Raw genomic sequence first — 16,287 nt, 5'->3', positions numbered from 1 at the left:
GCCAACAATGACGGCTCTCACCGGTGCCCGAAGATCGCACTTCCCACGCGCACATGGGTGGCGCCGAGCATGATCGCGGTCGCATAATCCGCGCTCATGCCCATCGAGAGCTTCTTCAATCCATTGCGCGCGGCGATCTTGGCGGTCAGCGCGAAATGCGCCGCCGGCGGCTCGTCCACCGGGGGGATGCACATCAATCCCGAGATCGTCAGCCCGTAGGTGTCTCGGCAGCTCGCGATGAAAGCATCGGCCTCGCCGGGGGCGATGCCGGCCTTCTGCGGCTCCTCACCGATATTGATCTGGACGAACAATTCGGGGTGCTTGTTCTGGGATTCGATTTCCTTGGCTAACGCCTGGCAAATGCTCGGGCGGTCGACCGAATGGATGGCACCGAACAGCGCGACCGCCTCTTTCGCCTTGTTGGATTGCAGCGGCCCGATCAGATGCAGCGCGATATCGGGGTAAACAGAAGTTAACGCGGGCCACTTGCCTTTGGCCTCCTGCACGCGATTCTCGCCGAATACGCGCTGTCCGGCGTCGATCACCGGGATAATTGCATCCGCGGCGAAAGTTTTCGACACCGCGATCAGCGTCACGGAGGCACGTTCGCGCCGCGCATCCTTGCAGGCGCGCGCGATTTCGGCTTCGACCGCGGCGAGCGCGTTTGGTGAATGGCCGGTTAGCGGTGCGGCGTTGGCTTCGGTCATGATGTCGCATCGGAGCTGATTGTTGCGGAGCTAGTTCTAATTTTACCGAGTTCAAGAAAGAGTTTTTGAACCCTTTGCTTTACCTTAGCCGCGGGGTGGGCAGCGAAGATGGCAAACGTCAGTTTCAACCGCAAACGAGCGAAACTCAAGCAGGTTCTCGGAATCCGGGCGCGGCTTGCGTTGCTCGCGGTAATTCTGGTGACGCCTTTGATGTTCGAGCGCATCCGCTCGCTCGAAGACACGCGCACGCGGCAGATCGCGCAGGCCACGACCGAATTCACCACCGTTGCAAGACACAGCGCCGATGCGCAGCGCGAGGTGATCTCGTCGGTCGAGACCATCCTGAAATCGGAAGCTTTCATCCGCGCCTCCGCGGGCGGCATCAGCAAGAGCTGCGACGTCCTGCGCGCGAGCCTGCCGTCGAATCTCCCCTGGATCCGTACGCTTCTGATCGCCGGCCAGGACGGACGCATCCAGTGCGCCACCAACAACATGTATGTCGGCCTCGACCTCAGTGATCGGCCGTACTTCCAGCAGGCGCAGGAAACCGGCCGCTTCGTGTTGAGTGACTTCATCCTGTCGCGCCCCGTGCCGACACCGACCGTCATGGCGGTTTACCCGGTGTCCGCCTTCAGCGGCGTAGCGGATGCCGTCGTGCTCGCCACCGTCAACCTCGACTGGATGTCGAAGGTCATGAGCAATCTGGGTGGTCGCGCCGGCATCACGGCCGTGCTGGTCGACAGCGCGGGTACCGTGCTGGCCGCACCGGCCGACCAGCACAGCGCGATCGGACGTCCGCTCGACAACATGCCGCTGATGTCCGCGATCGCCGACAAGGCGCTGAGGTCTGACCAGGACGAAGGCTCACTCTCTTTCCTCGCAGCCGACGGCTCCCGCCGCGCGGTCAGCTTTATCCGCATCGCCGGGACCAATGCCCGCCTGATCGCCAGCATCGACGAGGACAAGGTGTCCGCCGCCGTGAGCCGCGACATCCGCACCGCCTATCTTCAGCTCGCTTTCGTCGTGCTGTTCGTGCTGCTCGGGGCACTGATCGCAGCCGAGAAATTGGTTATCAAGCCGATCAGGATGCTCGCCGACATGGCCAAGCGTCTGGGCGAGGGCGATCTGTCGGCGCGTGCCGCGCGCAATCGCCTGCCGTCCGAATTCGTGCCGCTGGCCCGCGCGTTCAACGCGATGGCCGCGCAGCTCAGCCAGCGCGAACGCGAGCTGATGGCGAGCAATGACCGGCTCACGGTGATGGCCTCGATCGACATGTTGTCGGGGCTTGCCAACCGCCGCGGCTTCCAGAGCCGCCTCGATTTCGAATGGATGCGCGCGCAGCAATATGGCAGCGACCTCGCACTTCTGATGATCGACGTCGACCACTTCAAGCTGTTCAACGACACCTATGGCCATCTCGAAGGCGATTCCTGCCTGACCAGGCTCGGCGAGTCGCTGTCCGGCATCGCCGCCGACACGATGGGCTTCGCGGCCCGCTACGGCGGCGAGGAATTCTGCTTGTTGCTGCCGAACACCGACGTCGCGCGCGCCGTCGAAATCGGCGAACAGGCGCGCGCGGCCGTGCTGAAGCTGTGCCTGCCGCACATCACCTCCGACCACATGATCGTCACCGTCTCGATCGGCGTTGCCGCGACCAAGCCCAACGAGAGCTTGCGTCCAGGCGATTTGATCGAAGCCGCCGATGCCGCGCTCTACGCCGCCAAGCACCGCGGCCGCAACAACGTCGTCGAGCACGGCATCACGGTGATCGACAACGGCGCGGCGGAAATGATGATGGCGGGTTGAGGGCTAACCCGCAGCCCCGGTGCAATCGAGTTCGCTCTCGGTGACCACGCGATTGCGGCCGCTGTTCTTGGCGAGATAGAGCGCGCGATCGCAGCGCTCGATGAAATCGGTGATCGCTTCGCCGGGCCGGTACTGCGCAACACCGATCGATACGCTGATATGGGGCAGGACCTCGCCGGTCGACCGGCGCGTGATCCTGCATTCCGCGATCGCGTGCCTGATGCGCTCGGCGATCTCGGCGCAGGCGGCGAGATCGGCATCCGGCAACACCGCGATCAGCTCCTCGCCGCCATAGCGGGCCGACAGGTCCTGCTCGCGGACCTTTTCGCGCAGCACCTTCGCCATCAGGCGCAGCACCTGGTCGCCGACGCCATGGCCGAAACTGTCGTTGAAGGTCTTGAAGTGGTCGATGTCGAGCATCAGCATGCTGAGCGGCTCGCCCCAGTCCGCAGTCGCCTGCGCCTTGCGCAGGAATTCATCGAGCGCCCGGCGGTTGGCGAGGCCTGTGAGCGTATCGGTCCGGGCACGCTCCTCGGATTTGGAAAGGGAGGCGCGGATCACGTCGAGCTCGCGGGCCTTTTCCGCAAAGCCTGCCTCGAGCCGCGTCGCACGGGTGGCGGCGCGTCCCAGCTCGTTCATGAGCTGGGCGACCAGCGTTTTGGGATCGACACCGGCCTTGCCCTGGTCCGCGACCTCGTTGATCGCCTGCATCTGGGAGTGATTGTCGGCAATCGCAGTCGCAAGAAAATCCTTCGCCGTGCCCATAAGGGTGTGGAGCCGCTCGGACGTGTCGACGACGACGGCACTCACCTGGGGCGCGACGTAGGTCTTGAACAGATCCTGATTGGTCCTGACGTCGAAGGGCCGATTGTGATCGATCAGGAGATCGATCGCGTTGCGCAGATCGTCGTGGCTTCCCGCGAAATACTGGAACCAGGCGGCGAAATTGGCCGGCGTGGCAGGGATCCGCTGTTCGGCCATGGTCCGCATCGCCCGTTCGGCAACGGACGCGGCATAGTCGTAATCGGGATCGTCGAAGCTGGCGTCCATCACAAGTCTTGAGAATTCTGGTTGGCCGCAAACTCGCATCGACCCCTTAATCACGCCCCAACGCGGCCTCAGTAGTTATGCGGTGCAGCGCTGAAGGTTCCCAAATTGCGGCAACCCATTGACCCCTTGAGGACTTCTATGGCCTAGTCCGCCGTCTTTAGACGGCCAGATCCACCAAAACCCAACGATTCCATGACCTCCGAACGCTACAACGCCCGCGACGCCGAACCGCGCTGGCAAGCCGCCTGGGACCAACAGGCGATCTTCGTCTCCAGGAACGACGATCCGCGGCCGAAATACTATGTGCTGGAGATGTTCCCCTACCCGTCGGGGCGCATCCATATCGGCCATGTCCGCAATTACACGCTTGGCGACGTACTGGCCCGCTTCATGCGTGCCAAGGGTTTCAACGTGCTGCACCCGATGGGCTGGGACGCTTTCGGCCTGCCGGCCGAGAACGCCGCGATCGAGCGCAAGGTGGCGCCGAAGGCCTGGACCTACGACAACATCGCCGCGATGAAGAAGCAGCTCCGCTCGATCGGGCTGTCGCTGGACTGGAGCCGCGAGATCGCGACCTGCGATCCCAGCTACTACAAGCACCAGCAGAAGCTGTTTCTGGACTTCCTGCGCGAAGGCCTCGCCGAGCGCGAAAAGCGCAAGGTGAACTGGGACCCCGTCGACATGACCGTGCTCGCCAACGAGCAGGTGATCGACGGCAAAGGCTGGCGTTCGGGTGCCGTTGTCGAGCAACGGGAAATGAACCAGTGGGTCTTCAAGATCACGAAGTACTCGCAGGAGCTGCTGTCGGCGCTGGATACGCTGGATCGCTGGCCCGACAAGGTGCGGCTGATGCAGCGCAACTGGATCGGCCGGTCCGAGGGGCTGTTGATCCGCTTCGCGCTCGACGCGGCGACGACGCCGTCCGGCGAGAGCGAGCTGAAGATTTTCACGACGCGCCCCGACACGCTGTTCGGCGCGAAATTCATGGCGATCTCGGCCGATCATCCGCTGGCGCAAGCGGCCGCCGCCAAAAACCCTGCGCTCGCCGCGTTCATCGGCGAGATCAAGCGGATGGGCACGGCGCAGGAGATCATCGACACGGCCGAGAAGCAGGGCTTTGACACCGGCATCCGCGCGGTCCACCCCTTTGATCCCTCCTGGAAGCTGCCGGTCTACGTCGCCAACTTCGTGCTGATGGAATACGGCACCGGCGCCATTTTCGGCTGCCCCGCCCACGACCAACGCGACCTCGATTTCGTCAACAAGTACGCTCTCGGCAACACGCCGGTGGTGTGCCCCGAAGGCCAGGATCCCAAGAGCTTTGTCATTACCGATACCGCCTATGACGGTGACGGCCGCATGATCAATTCGCGCTTCCTCGACGGCATGACCATCGATCAGGCCAAGGACGAGGTGGCGAAGCGTCTCGAGACCGAGCTGCGCGGCAACGCGCCGGTCGGCGAGCGTCAGGTCAATTTCCGCCTTCGCGACTGGGGCATTTCACGCCAGCGTTATTGGGGCTGTCCGATCCCCGTCATCCACTGTCCGAAGTGCGACGTGGTGCCGGTGCCGGATGCCGACCTCCCCGTGGTGCTGCCGGAGGATGTGAGCTTCGACAAGCCAGGCAACGCGCTCGATCATCACCCGACCTGGAAGCACGTGACCTGTCCGCAATGCGGCGGCAAGGCGCAGCGTGAAACCGACACCATGGACACCTTCGTGGATTCGTCCTGGTACTTTGCGCGCTTCACCGATCCCTGGAACGAGAACGCGCCGACGACGCCAGAGGTCGCCAACCGGATGCTGCCGGTCGACCAGTATATCGGCGGCGTCGAGCACGCGATCCTGCATCTGCTCTACAGCCGCTTCTTTACGCGCGCGATGAAGGCGACCGGGCACATCGCACTGGACGAGCCGTTCGCCGGCATGTTCACGCAGGGCATGGTGGTGCACGAGACCTACCAGAAGGCCGACGGCACCTACGTCCAGCCGGTCGAGGTGAAGGTCGAGACCGGCGCCAATGGCCGCCGCGCGACGCTGCTGACGTCAGGCGAAGACATCCAGATCGGCCCGATCGAGAAGATGTCGAAGTCGAAGAAGAACACGGTCGACCCCGACGACATCATCGAGACCTACGGCGCCGACGTCGCGCGCTGGTTCATGCTGTCGGATTCCCCGCCCGAGCGGGACGTGATCTGGAGCGATGAGCGCGTCCAGGGCGCCTCGCGCTTCGTGCAGCGGCTGTGGCGGCTGGTGAACGATTCCGTGGAACCCGGCAAGAGTGCGCCGGCGGCCCGGCCGGCCAGCTTCGGCCCGGACGCCATCGCTTTGCGCAAAGCCGCCCATGGCGCGCTGGACAAGGTCACCACCGGAATCGAGCGGCTGCACTTCAACGTCTGCCTCGCCCATATCCGCGAATTCAGCAATGCGTTTGCGGACGTCTTGCAGCGTCCCGGCCAGCCGGCCCCAGATTTGGCCTGGACGATCCGGGAGGCCAGCCAGATCCTGGTCCAGCTGTTCTCCCCGATGATGCCGCATCTGGCCGAGGAGTGTTGGCAGGTTCTCGGCCACAGCGGGCTGGTTTCCGAGGCCGATTGGCCCCAAATCGAACGCGATTTGCTGGTTGAAGACAGTGTGACCCTGGTGGTTCAGGTCAACGGCAAGAAGCGGGGCGAGGTCACAGTTGCAACAGCGGCCGAGAATCCGGAAATCGAGGCTGCCGTTTTGGCCCTCGATGCGGTAAAACTGGCCCTGGACGGCAAGCCCGTCCGCAAGGTGATTATCGTCCCCAAGAGGATCGTGAATGTTGTCGGCTAGGATCCGCATCGCAGCCCGCTTGCTGGCGGTCGCCGCACTGGCGGCCATGACGGCCGGCTGCTTCCACCCGATGTATGCCGAGCACACCGACGGCACGCCCGGCCTGCGCGAGAAGCTGATGGGGGTCGATCTGCCCCCGATCGCCAAGTCCAATGCCTCGCGCGAAGCCCGCGTCGGCGTCGAGGTTCGCAACGCGCTGGCCTTCAGGCTCTATGGCACCGCCACCGGCATGCCGCCGACCCACCGCCTGGAGATCCGCTTCACGAGCGGCAAGTCGTCGTTGATCGTCGACCCCAACACCGGCCTGCCGAGCAGTGAAAACTACGGCCTCGACGCCCAGTACAATCTGATCGAGGTCGTCAGCGGCAAATCGGTGATGACCGGCACCACCTTCTCCCGCGTGACCTACGACATGCCCGGCTCCTATCAGCGTTTCAGCCGCAACCGCGCGGTACGTGATGCCGAGGATCGTGCCGCCAACGAGATCGCCGAGAACATCACGACTCGACTCGCCTCGTTCTTCACCGCGGGCACTTAATTCACCCCGTCATCCCGGTTCGCCCGGACTGACGAATCCCAGGCACCATGGTCGCGCTGCGCGGAAAAGAGATCGACGCCTATCTCGCCCGCCCCGATGCGGGCCGTCCGATCATCCTGCTCTACGGTCCTGACGCCGGACTGGTCCGCGAACGCGCGGATGCGCTGATCGCCTCGGCTGTCGACGATCCCAACGATCCGTTCTCGCTAGTCAAGGTCGATGGCGACGAGCTCTCCGCCGAGCCGTCGCGCCTCGTCGACGAGGCCATGACGGTGCCGCTGTTCGGCGGCCGCCGCGCCATCCGCGTGCGCGCCGGCTCGCGCAGCTTTGCCAGTGCTATCGACACGCTGGCGGAGATGGGCGTCAGGGATTGCCGCATCGTGATCGAGGCCGGTGAGCTGCGCCCGGAATCGCCGCTGCGCAAGGCCTGCGAACGCGCCAAGACGGCCGTCGCGATCGCTTGCTATCCCGACACCGAGCGCGACCTCGCCAAGCTGATGGAAGACGAGCTCCGCATCGCCAATTTGCGCATCGCGCAGGACGCCCGCGCGGCGCTGATGTCGTTCCTCGGCGGCGACCGGCAGGCCTCGCGCAACGAACTGCGCAAGCTCACGCTCTATGCCCACGGCAAGGGCGAGATCACGCTGGATGACGTGATGGCCGTGGTCGCCGATGCGTCGGAGCTGAAACTCGATCCGATCGTCGATGGCGCCTTCGCCGGCCGGCCCGAGATCGTCGAGAACGAGTTTGCCAAAGCCATGATCGCCGGCACCTACCCCGGCGTGATCATCTCCGCGGCGCAGCGCCAGGCGGCGTGGCTGCACAAATCGGCGCTCGCGATCGCCGACGGCACCCCCGCTTCCGCCGTGCTCGACAGCGGTTATCCGCGCCTGCATTTTTCGCGAAAGCCCGCGGTCGAAACCGCACTGCGTAATTTCAGCGTGGCGCGGCTCGCCGTCATCATCGAGCAGCTCGCGACCGCCGCGCTCGACACCCGCAAGCAATCCACCCTCGCCGCCGCCATCGCCCAGCGCACGCTGATGGCGATCGCCGCAAACGCGAAGCGGCGGGGCTGAGCTTCCCGCTCTGTCCGCTCGTCATTGCGAGGAGCCCTTGCGACGAAGCAATCCAGAATCTCTCCGCGGAAAGATTCTGGATTGCTTCGCTGCGCTCGCAATGACGTGTGGATCGGCATGAGGTCCTGGCTTTCGCCAGGACGACACCAAGCGGCTACAGCGCGCCCTTCGCCAGCCGCCGCATCACCTCGTCGAGCTGATCGAGGTTACGGTAGTTGATCTGCACGGAGCCACCGGGGTCGCGGTGGCTCACCGTGACCTTGAGCCCGAGCGCGTCGCTGACGCGCTTCTCGAGGTCTACCGTGTCGGGGTCCTTTTCCTTCGCCCCCGTGCGTGCCTTCTGCGGCTTGCGCTCCGGCACGCCCTCTTCATGCGCCAGCGCCTCGGTCTGGCGGACGTTGAGGCCTTCGTCGACGATGCGCTTGGCAGCCGCGAGCGGATCAGGCACGCCGATCAGCGCGCGGGCATGACCTGCGGTCAGCTCGCCGCTCGTGATCAAGGCCTGCACCTCGGCTGGAAGCTTCGTCAGCCGCATCATGTTGGCGATGTGGCTGCGGCTCTTGCCGACGACTTTGGCAATGTCGTCCTGGCTGCGTTTGAACTCATTGGCGAGCGCGTGATAGCCGAGCGCCTCTTCCATCGGGTTGAGGTCTTCGCGCTGCACGTTCTCGACGATCGCGAACTCCAGCGCATCGCTGTCGCTGATGTCGACGGGAACGATCGGCACTTCGTGCAGGCCGGCCATTTGCGACGCGCGCCAGCGCCGCTCGCCGGCGATGATCTCGAAGCGGTCCTGCGCCCCCTTCACCGGGCGGACCACGATCGGCTGGATCACGCCGTGCTGCTTGATCGAATCGCTGAGCTCCCTGAGCTCGCCTTCCGAAAAGGTGCGGCGCGGGTTGCGCGGATTGGGCTTGATGAACTCGATCGGCACCTTGCGTTGCGCGCGCGGGCGATCGACATGCTGAGCCTCGCCGCCGACGTCACCGATCAGACTCGCAAGACCCCGGCCCAGTCGCGAACGCGCTTCGTCGGCCATCGCCAGCTCCCTTGGATTCACGGTGCAGCACTCCAGAACTGAATTGTCGCAGGGTGGGCAAAGCGAAGCGTGCCCACCAGTTAGTCATGTGCGGAAGATGGTGGGCACGGCGAAGACGCCTTTGCCCACCCTACGCACCTCTAATGCGTCGTCCGCAGCTCGCGCTCGCGCTGGATCACTTCGGTGGCGAGCCGCAAGTAAGCTTCGCTGCCGACGCATTTGAGATCGTAGACCAGCACCGGCTTGCCGTAGGACGGCGCCTCCGAGATGCGCACGTTGCGCGGGATCATGGTCTTGTAGACCTTCTCGCCCATGAACTGCCGGACGTCGGCCACGACCTGGTTCGAGAGATTGTTGCGCGAGTCGAACATGGTCAGCACGATGCCGTGGATCGACAGGTTCGGATTGAGCGTCGAGCGCACCTGCTCCACCGTCTGCAGCAATTGCGACAGACCTTCGAGCGCGAAGAACTCGCACTGCAGCGGCACCAGGATTGCGTCCGAAGCCGCCATCGCGTTCACGGTGATCAGATTGAGCGAGGGCGGACAGTCGATCAGCACGTAGGTGTAATCGGCGTCGGGAGAGACGTTGTTGTTGAGCGCGCTGATCGCGTCACGCAGCTTGTACGCACGACCGGGCGTGGTGCCGAGCTCGAGCTCGAGGCCGGAGAGATCCATAGTCGAGGGCGCGATATGCAGCCGCGGCACTGCCGTCGGCACCACCGCTTCCCGCAGGCTCGCCTCGCCTACCAGAACGTCATAGGTCGAGCAGGAGCGGTTGCGGCGATCAATGCCGAGGCCGGTCGAGGCATTGCCCTGCGGATCGAGATCGACGATCAGGACACGTTCGCCGATCGCAGCGAGCGCCGTGCCGAGATTGATCGCCGTGGTTGTTTTTCCCACGCCGCCCTTCTGATTCGCCAGCGCCAGGATGCGCGGATGGCCCTGCGGGACGGCGGCGGTCTGTTCTTGCTGCGGTTCGTCAATCACGCTCATCGCAAATTCCCCACTCGGCCCCTGACGCCTCACCCGCGCCGTTCGACGGAAGCCAGCTCAACGATCCAACCGTCGCCTGTACGGCTTTGGTGGAGCTGCGGCTGAATATTCCAATATTTAGTAGCTTCGGTCAATTCAGACTCTACATCTTGACCCTTGAGAAACAACGCTTTTGCGCCCTGGCGCATCAGCGGCTCCGCAAAGCCGATGAGTTGATGTAGCGGAGCCAGTGCACGCGCGGTGACGCAATCGACCGGGCCGGTGATTCTATCCACATTATCCCCGATCTCAGCGAGATGTACGACTCCCGGAGATGTAGTGACGCGGATGGCTTCGCGCAGGAAGGCTGCCTTCTTGGCGATTCGCTCGACCAGATGGACGCTCGTTCCGGCCGTCCCCGCCATGGTGCAGGCCAGGACGACGCCCGGAAAGCCGCCGCCGCTGCCGAGGTCAGCCCAGCGTTTGGCCGAGGGGGCGAGAGCGACGAGCTGAAGCGAATCGGCGATGTGCCGGGTCCAGAGATGCGGCAATGTCGAGGGCGCGACGAGGTTGGTCTTGGCCTGCCACTCCCGCAGCAGCGCGATGTAGCGATCGAGCCGGAGCTCCGTTTCATGTGAAACGGGTGCGAGCTTGAGTGCCGCAACCTTGTCGGCCGCGATGACGGCGTCCAACGATCGATCGTTGGCGCTGGCCTTGTCGATCTTCGGTCTGGTCGGCGCCGGTTCGGAGCGACGACCGGCGCCCTCACCCGCCGAAGGTTTTCCTGATGACGATCTGTCGCCGCCCGGCTCGCGCTGTTTCACGTGAAACCTATGCGATTGCTTTGGAAGTCTTCCGCGCTTCGCGGCGGAGATAGGCCGCAAGGATGCCGAGCGCGGCCGGCGTCATGCCGTCGATTCGACCGGCCTGGCCAACGGTGAACGGCCGCGCCTTCTCCAACTTGGCCCTCACCTCGTTGGAGAGACCGGGGACCTGCTGGAAATCGACCTCCGACAGCACCATCCCCTCGTCCCGCCTGAAGGCTTCAACGTCGGCGCTCTGTCGCTCCAGATAGACATCGTACTTCGCGTCGATCTCGAGATGGGTGGCAATGACGGGATCAATGGCAGCGAGCTCCGGCCAGATCGCACGGACCTGACTCCAACCGATGTCGGGATAGGCCATCAGCTCGAAGGCCGACCGCCGCTGACCGTCCCGGTTCAGGGTGAGACCCTGCTTGATGGCCTCGTTCGGGGTGATGGTCAGCGACTTCGAGAGCGCTTGAGCCGCATTCAGGGCGTCCATCTTGGCGCGATGATGCGCGGTCCGGGCGCTGCCGACGCATCCCAGTGCGATGCCCTTCTCGGTCAAACGCTGATCGGCATTGTCCGCCCGCAGTGTCAGACGATACTCAGCCCTGGAGGTGAACATCCGATAGGGTTCGCTGATGCCGCGGGTGACGAGGTCGTCGATCATGACGCCAAGATAGCCATCGGCGCGGTCGAACACCGTCAGCGCGGCGCCGCCCGCAGCCAATGCTGCGTTCAGCCCTGCAACGATGCCTTGGCCCGCAGCTTCCTCGTATCCGGTCGTGCCGTTGATCTGCCCGGCCAGGAACAAGCCGCGCAGACGCTTGGTCTGGAGGGTCGGATCGAGCTCACGGGGATCGATGTGGTCGTATTCGATGGCATAGCCCGGCCGGACCATCTGCACCCGCTCCAGGCCGGGAATGGTTGCGAGGATGGCGAGCTGGACTTCCTCCGGCAGCGAGGTCGAGATGCCGTTGGGATAGACGGTGCTGTCGTCGAGCCCTTCCGGCTCCAGGAAGATCTGGTGACCGTCGCGATCGCCGAAGCGAACGATCTTGTCCTCGATTGAGGGGCAATAGCGCGGTCCGGAGCTCTTGATCTGACCCGAGTACATCGGAGAGCGATGGACATTGGCCCGGATCACGTCGTGGGTGGCGGAATTGGTCCGGGTGATCCCGCACTGGATCTGTGGCGTCGTGATCCGCTCGGTCATCACCGAAAACGGCTCCGGAGGCTCGTCCCCCGGCTGCATCTCGACCGCCGTCCAGTCGATCGTCGTGCCATCCAGCCGCGGCGGGGTCCCTGTCTTGAGCCGCCCAAGGGTAAACCCGGCGCGCTCGAACGAGATCGAAAGGCCCATCGCAGGCGCCTCGCCAACCCTGCCGGCCGGCCAGTTCTTCTCGCCAAGATGGATCAGTCCGCGGAGGAAGGTGCCGGTGGTGACGACGACAGCCCCTGCCCGAAGTTCGCGGCCATCCGCCAGGCGCAGGCCGATCACCCGTCCCTCGACCACGATCAGCTCGTCCGCCTCGCCTTCGACCACGGAAAGACCCTCGGTCTCCCGGATCGCAGCCTGCATAGCGGCGGCATAGAGCTTCCGGTCCGCCTGCGCGCGCGGACCACGCACCGCCGGTCCCTTACGGCGATTGAGGACGCGAAACTGGATGCCGCCGGCATCGCCGACCCGGCCCATCAGGCCATCGAGCGCGTCGACCTCCCGAACCAGATGACCCTTGCCCAGACCGCCAATGGCGGGATTGCAGGACATGGCACCGACCGTGGAGAAACGGTGCGTGACAAGAGCGGTCGCCGCGCCCATCCGGGCAGAGGCAGAAGCGGCCTCACAGCCGGCGTGGCCGCCGCCAATCACGATGACGTCGAAGCTCTCTCGCTCTGTTCGCATGGGCGGACTTCTAACTCACAGGCAGGGAAGCCGGAAGCGGAAACTGGAAAGGCAGTTGTTTCACGTGAAACGGTGCAAAGCGGACCCAAGGTCTTTTCGCGAAAACAACCCCATGCACAGTAGAGTGGCCCTTGGAAACGTTGTCGTTTCTTGTGAGAGGAAAAGGGGTCACGAGGGGAAAAGGGTGGTCCGAAGGCCAAGACGGGTCGGCGCTCGGACCGCGACGGCAGGACCGTGCCCCAAGGCCTTGCGACCGGACAGACGCAATCCAGGACTTTTCCGCGCACCCGGTCCCAAGGTGTTACCGCTTGCAGCGGGCCCATGCGCAAACCAGCGACTAGTCGATGAGTGTTTCACGTGAAACATCTTGAACCGAGCCGGCTCTGTTTCACGTGAAACACAAGAAGTGGAACGAAGGCTAGTTCTACAATGAAGAACTAGGGCTACTTTCCAACACAGAATTTCTGGAAAATCGCCCCCAGGATGTCCTCGACATCCACCCGACCCAGCAGCCGGCCCAAGGCATAGGCCGCAGCGCGCAGCTCTTCGGCGGCAAGCTCCTCGCCCTCTTCTACTAGCTCAAGACTCCGGCGCAAGCTGTCCGCTGCGCGGCGCAGCAGATCCCGCTGCCGGGCCCGGGTCACCAACGCGCCCTCGGTCGTTCCGAAAAACTCGGCGGCGAATTTCACCAGGGCATCGACCAGCTCGGGAATGCCGTCACCCCGGCTGGCCGCGATTCCGAACTCACCACCCGGTCCGATACCCTCGACCCCGCCGAGATCGATCTTGTTGCGCACGATCCAGACCGAGCCGCCGGAGCGACTGCCTGCGTTGCCGGACTTCCCCTGCAACGGCATCGCGACCGGATCGACAACGCGCCCCGCCTCCACCAGCCACAACACGAGGTCGGCGTCTTCGGCTCGGGCTCGCGCCCGGCGAACACCCTCCTGCTCCACCGGATCGTCGGTCTCGCGAATGCCGGCGGTGTCGATCACCGTGACCGGATAGCCATCGAGATCGAGCTGCACCTCGATCACATCGCGTGTCGTGCCGGCATGCGGCGAGACGATCGCGACGTCGCGGCGCGCGAGCTGGTTGATCAGCGTCGACTTGCCGACGTTCGGCTCGCCTGCGATCGCAACCACCAGGCCGTCGCGCAAACGTTCAGCTTGTCCCTGTGCCGCAAGGACTTCTGCGATTTCGTCGTGCAGCGCATTGATCGCCTTGACCGCAGGCGCCATCAACTCGGCCGGCACATCGCCCTCATCGGAGAAATCGATGCCGGCCTCGATCAAGGCCGAAGCCTCGATGATGCGCTCGCGCCAGTCGCGCGCGCGATTGCCGAGGAGACCCTGCAACTGCCGTAACGCCTGGCGGCGCTGGCGGTCGGTGTCGGCATGAATGAGATCGTCGAGGCCCTCCGCCTCAGTCAGGTCGAGCTTGCCGTTCTCGAAGGCGCGCCGGGTGAATTCGCCGGGCTCGGCAGCTCGCATATTCGGAATTACGGAAATGGCGGCAAAGAGTGCGGCCAGCACCGCGCGGCCGCCATGGACGTGAAATTCGGCGACATCCTCGCCCGTCGCGCTGCCCGGCCCCGGAAACCACAACACCACCGAATCGTCGATCGGCTGGCCCACGCCGTCATGAAGGAGCCGGCGGCTGGCCTGCCTCGGCGCCGGCAGCTTGCCCGCCAGCGTCGTCAACACCACGCTGGCGCCTAGCCCGGAGACGCGCACCACCGCGAGCGCGCTTGGCGGACGGCCGGACGACAGCGCAAAGATGGTCTGGTCTCGCGGATGCATGACCTATTTGTCCGGCTGAAAGCGAAAAGGCAAACATCCGTTTCGGCAGACAAATCGCGCGATTTGCTGCATCAATTCCCGCAGCAAACCGTTGCTGCGATGCAATAAATTCGCGAACATCTGCTGCAAGAACCGCTTCCAACGGAATAAGCGACGTCCATCGATCACCATATTCGTAAATTATATCAAGATTTTATGCGACGTCCGCTCCAAGCGACAGACGCCCCACAATGCTGCATCTTCGCTGCAGCAGAGCCGCACAACGAAAAAGGGCGCCCGAAGGCGCCCTTTGATCATGCTGCACTGCAATCAGGTGTTCATCGAGTCGAAGAACTCGGAATTGCTCTTGGTCGAACGCAGCTTGTCGAGCAGGAAGTCGATACCATCCATCGTCCCCATCGGATTCAGGATGCGGCGGAGCACGTACATCTTCTTCAGGACGACCGGATCGGTGATCAGCTCTTCCTTGCGGGTGCCGGAGCGCGAAATGTCGATCGCCGGGAAGGTCCGTTTGTCCGAAACCTTGCGGTCGAGGATCAGCTCGGAGTTACCGGTGCCCTTGAACTCTTCGAAGATGACTTCGTCCATGCGGCTGCCGGTATCGACCAGCGCGGTCGCGATGATCGTCAGCGAGCCGCCTTCTTCGATGTTGCGGGCAGCGCCGAAGAAGCGCTTCGGCCGCTGCAGCGCGTTGGCATCGACACCGCCGGTCAGCACCTTGCCCGATGACGGCACCACGGTGTTGTAGGCGCGGCCGAGACGCGTGATGGAGTCCAGCAGGATCACGACGTCGCGGCCATGCTCGACCAGACGCTTGGCCTTCTCGATCACCATCTCGGCGACCTGGACGTGGCGCACCGCCGGTTCGTCGAAGGTCGAGGAGACGACCTCGCCCTTCACCGAGCGCTGCATGTCCGTGACTTCTTCCGGACGTTCGTCGATCAGAAGCACGATCAGATAGCACTCGGGATGATTATGCGCGATCGAGTGCGCGATGTTCTGCATCAGCACGGTCTTGCCCGTGCGCGGTGGCGCGACGATCAGCGCGCGCTGGCCCTTGCCGATCGGCGCGACGATGTCGATCACCCTTGCAGACAGGTCTTTCCGCGTCGGATCGTCGATTTCCATGCGGAAGCGCTGATTCGGAAACAGCGGCGTGAGGTTGTCGAAATTGACCTTGTGCTTGGCCTTTTCCGGGTCCTCGAAATTGAGCGTGTTGACCTTCAGCAGCGCGAAATAGCGCTCGCCCTCCTTCGGGCTGCGGATGTGGCCTTCGATTGTGTCGCCGGTGCGCAGGCCAAAACGGCGGATCTGCGAGGGCGAAACGTAGATGTCATCCGGGCCCGGCAGATAATTCGCATCGGGCGAGCGGAGGAAGCCGAAGCCGTCGGAGAGAACCTCGACGACGCCTTCGCCGACGATGTCGGTCTCGGCCAGCGCAAGCTGCTTGAGGATGGCGAACAGCAGCTCCTGCTTGCGCATGGTGCTGGCATTCTCGACCCCATTCTCTTCCGCGAACGAGACGAGCTCGGCCGGCGTCTTCGACTTGAGGTCCTGGAGTTTGATTTCCCGCATTGGGGTGGTCCTGTGGGGTAACCTGGGAGGGGGGTGCGAGGAGGCTCTGAAATGCGGACGCGAAAAGGTAAGGTCCGCAGGTCTGGCAAGGAGAGCGCCGGTGAGGCTTCAAACCTGATGGGGTGTCCGGCCTCTGGAAAGCTCAGACACGACCACATCCGCCTGCGTTGGGTGGGATATCGCTAATATAG

General features: G+C 64.0%; 12 protein-coding genes. 4 read left to right on the top strand and 8 right to left on the bottom strand.

Annotation, left to right across the window (positions count from 1 at the left end; translation table 11 throughout):
• Positions 1–17: 17 nt before the first annotated feature.
• On the bottom strand, positions 18–707 hold the full coding sequence (locus N551_RS0106505) for a YggS family pyridoxal phosphate-dependent enzyme (protein ID WP_027566260.1): 690 nt from the start codon (positions 705–707) through the stop codon (positions 18–20).
• A gap of 108 nt (positions 708–815) precedes the next feature.
• Between N551_RS0106505 and N551_RS0106500 the strand changes: the two genes are divergently transcribed.
• A complete protein-coding gene (locus N551_RS0106500) occupies positions 816–2,513 on the top strand; it encodes a diguanylate cyclase domain-containing protein (RefSeq protein ID WP_027566259.1) in 1,698 nt (565 codons plus the stop codon).
• Positions 2,514–2,516: 3 nt separating this feature from the next.
• Here N551_RS0106500 and N551_RS0106495 read toward each other — a convergent pair whose 3' ends face one another.
• Complete coding sequence (locus N551_RS0106495) at positions 2,517–3,563, bottom strand: GGDEF domain-containing protein (protein WP_027566258.1); 1,047 nt, start codon at positions 3,561–3,563, stop codon at positions 2,517–2,519.
• A gap of 192 nt (positions 3,564–3,755) precedes the next feature.
• Between N551_RS0106495 and leuS the strand changes: the two genes are divergently transcribed.
• Genes leuS through holA form a run of 3 tightly spaced genes read left to right on the top strand, consistent with a single transcriptional unit; the run spans position 3,756 to position 7,994 of the window.
• A complete protein-coding gene (leuS, locus tag N551_RS0106490) occupies positions 3,756–6,380 on the top strand; it encodes a leucine--tRNA ligase (RefSeq protein WP_027566257.1) in 2,625 nt (874 codons plus the stop codon).
• Positions 6,367–6,918 (top strand): LPS assembly lipoprotein LptE, encoded by a 552-nt coding sequence (gene lptE, locus N551_RS0106485; RefSeq protein WP_027566256.1) that lies wholly within the window; start codon positions 6,367–6,369, stop codon positions 6,916–6,918. Before leuS ends, lptE begins: the two co-directional genes overlap by 14 nt.
• A gap of 47 nt (positions 6,919–6,965) precedes the next feature.
• The gene (gene holA / locus N551_RS0106480; protein ID WP_027566255.1) at positions 6,966–7,994 is read left to right on the top strand and encodes a DNA polymerase III subunit delta; all 1,029 of its coding nucleotides are present in this window, start codon (positions 6,966–6,968) and stop codon (positions 7,992–7,994) included.
• A 154-nt stretch (positions 7,995–8,148) separates the two neighbouring features.
• Here the strand turns inward: holA and N551_RS0106475 are convergent, their stop codons facing one another.
• From N551_RS0106475 to rho, 6 genes are all read right to left on the bottom strand, one after another.
• A complete protein-coding gene (locus N551_RS0106475; RefSeq protein WP_027566254.1) occupies positions 8,149–9,033 on the bottom strand; it encodes a ParB/RepB/Spo0J family partition protein in 885 nt (294 codons plus the stop codon).
• Positions 9,034–9,173: 140 nt separating this feature from the next.
• Positions 9,174–10,028 carry a ParA family protein gene (locus N551_RS0106470; protein ID WP_027566253.1) on the bottom strand — a complete coding sequence of 285 codons (855 nt, stop codon included), beginning with the start codon at positions 10,026–10,028 and terminating at the stop codon, positions 9,174–9,176.
• Positions 10,029–10,057: 29 nt separating this feature from the next.
• Positions 10,058–10,699 carry a 16S rRNA (guanine(527)-N(7))-methyltransferase RsmG gene (gene rsmG / locus N551_RS0106465; protein WP_245287735.1) on the bottom strand — a complete coding sequence of 214 codons (642 nt, stop codon included), beginning with the start codon at positions 10,697–10,699 and terminating at the stop codon, positions 10,058–10,060.
• Between the two features lie 139 nt (positions 10,700–10,838).
• A complete protein-coding gene (gene mnmG, locus N551_RS0106460) occupies positions 10,839–12,719 on the bottom strand; it encodes a tRNA uridine-5-carboxymethylaminomethyl(34) synthesis enzyme MnmG (RefSeq protein WP_027566251.1) in 1,881 nt (626 codons plus the stop codon).
• A 443-nt stretch (positions 12,720–13,162) separates the two neighbouring features.
• Positions 13,163–14,521 (bottom strand): tRNA uridine-5-carboxymethylaminomethyl(34) synthesis GTPase MnmE, encoded by a 1,359-nt coding sequence (mnmE, locus tag N551_RS0106455; RefSeq protein WP_027566250.1) that lies wholly within the window; start codon positions 14,519–14,521, stop codon positions 13,163–13,165.
• A 309-nt stretch (positions 14,522–14,830) separates the two neighbouring features.
• Positions 14,831–16,096 carry a transcription termination factor Rho gene (gene rho / locus N551_RS0106450; protein WP_007598612.1) on the bottom strand — a complete coding sequence of 422 codons (1,266 nt, stop codon included), beginning with the start codon at positions 16,094–16,096 and terminating at the stop codon, positions 14,831–14,833.
• Positions 16,097–16,287: the final 191 nt, after the last annotated feature.

The organism is Bradyrhizobium sp. URHA0013, from assembly GCF_000518345.1.
GTDB lineage: Bacteria > Pseudomonadota > Alphaproteobacteria > Rhizobiales > Xanthobacteraceae > Bradyrhizobium.
The sequence above is the reverse complement of the archived record's forward strand: the minus strand, read 5'-3'. Positions and strand labels throughout refer to the sequence as shown.

Bases quoted from the DNA above. Each gene is read 5' to 3' on its own strand.
- N551_RS0106500 (WP_027566259.1), top strand. From the start codon at position 816: ATGGCAAACGTCAGTTTCAACCGCAAACGAGCGAAACTCAAGCAGGTT.
- N551_RS0106470 (WP_027566253.1), bottom strand. From the start codon at position 10,028: ATGAGCGTGATTGACGAACCGCAGCAAGAACAGACCGCCGCCGTCCCG.
- mnmG (WP_027566251.1), bottom strand. From the start codon at position 12,719: ATGCGAACAGAGCGAGAGAGCTTCGACGTCATCGTGATTGGCGGCGGC.
- N551_RS0106495 (WP_027566258.1), bottom strand. From the start codon at position 3,563: ATGGACGCCAGCTTCGACGATCCCGATTACGACTATGCCGCGTCCGTT.
- N551_RS0106505 (WP_027566260.1), bottom strand. From the start codon at position 707: ATGACCGAAGCCAACGCCGCACCGCTAACCGGCCATTCACCAAACGCG.
- rho (WP_007598612.1), bottom strand. From the start codon at position 16,096: ATGCGGGAAATCAAACTCCAGGACCTCAAGTCGAAGACGCCGGCCGAG.
- mnmE (WP_027566250.1), bottom strand. From the start codon at position 14,521: ATGCATCCGCGAGACCAGACCATCTTTGCGCTGTCGTCCGGCCGTCCG.
- N551_RS0106475 (WP_027566254.1), bottom strand. From the start codon at position 9,033: ATGGCCGACGAAGCGCGTTCGCGACTGGGCCGGGGTCTTGCGAGTCTG.
- leuS (WP_027566257.1), top strand. From the start codon at position 3,756: ATGACCTCCGAACGCTACAACGCCCGCGACGCCGAACCGCGCTGGCAA.
- holA (WP_027566255.1), top strand. From the start codon at position 6,966: ATGGTCGCGCTGCGCGGAAAAGAGATCGACGCCTATCTCGCCCGCCCC.
- lptE (WP_027566256.1), top strand. From the start codon at position 6,367: ATGTTGTCGGCTAGGATCCGCATCGCAGCCCGCTTGCTGGCGGTCGCC.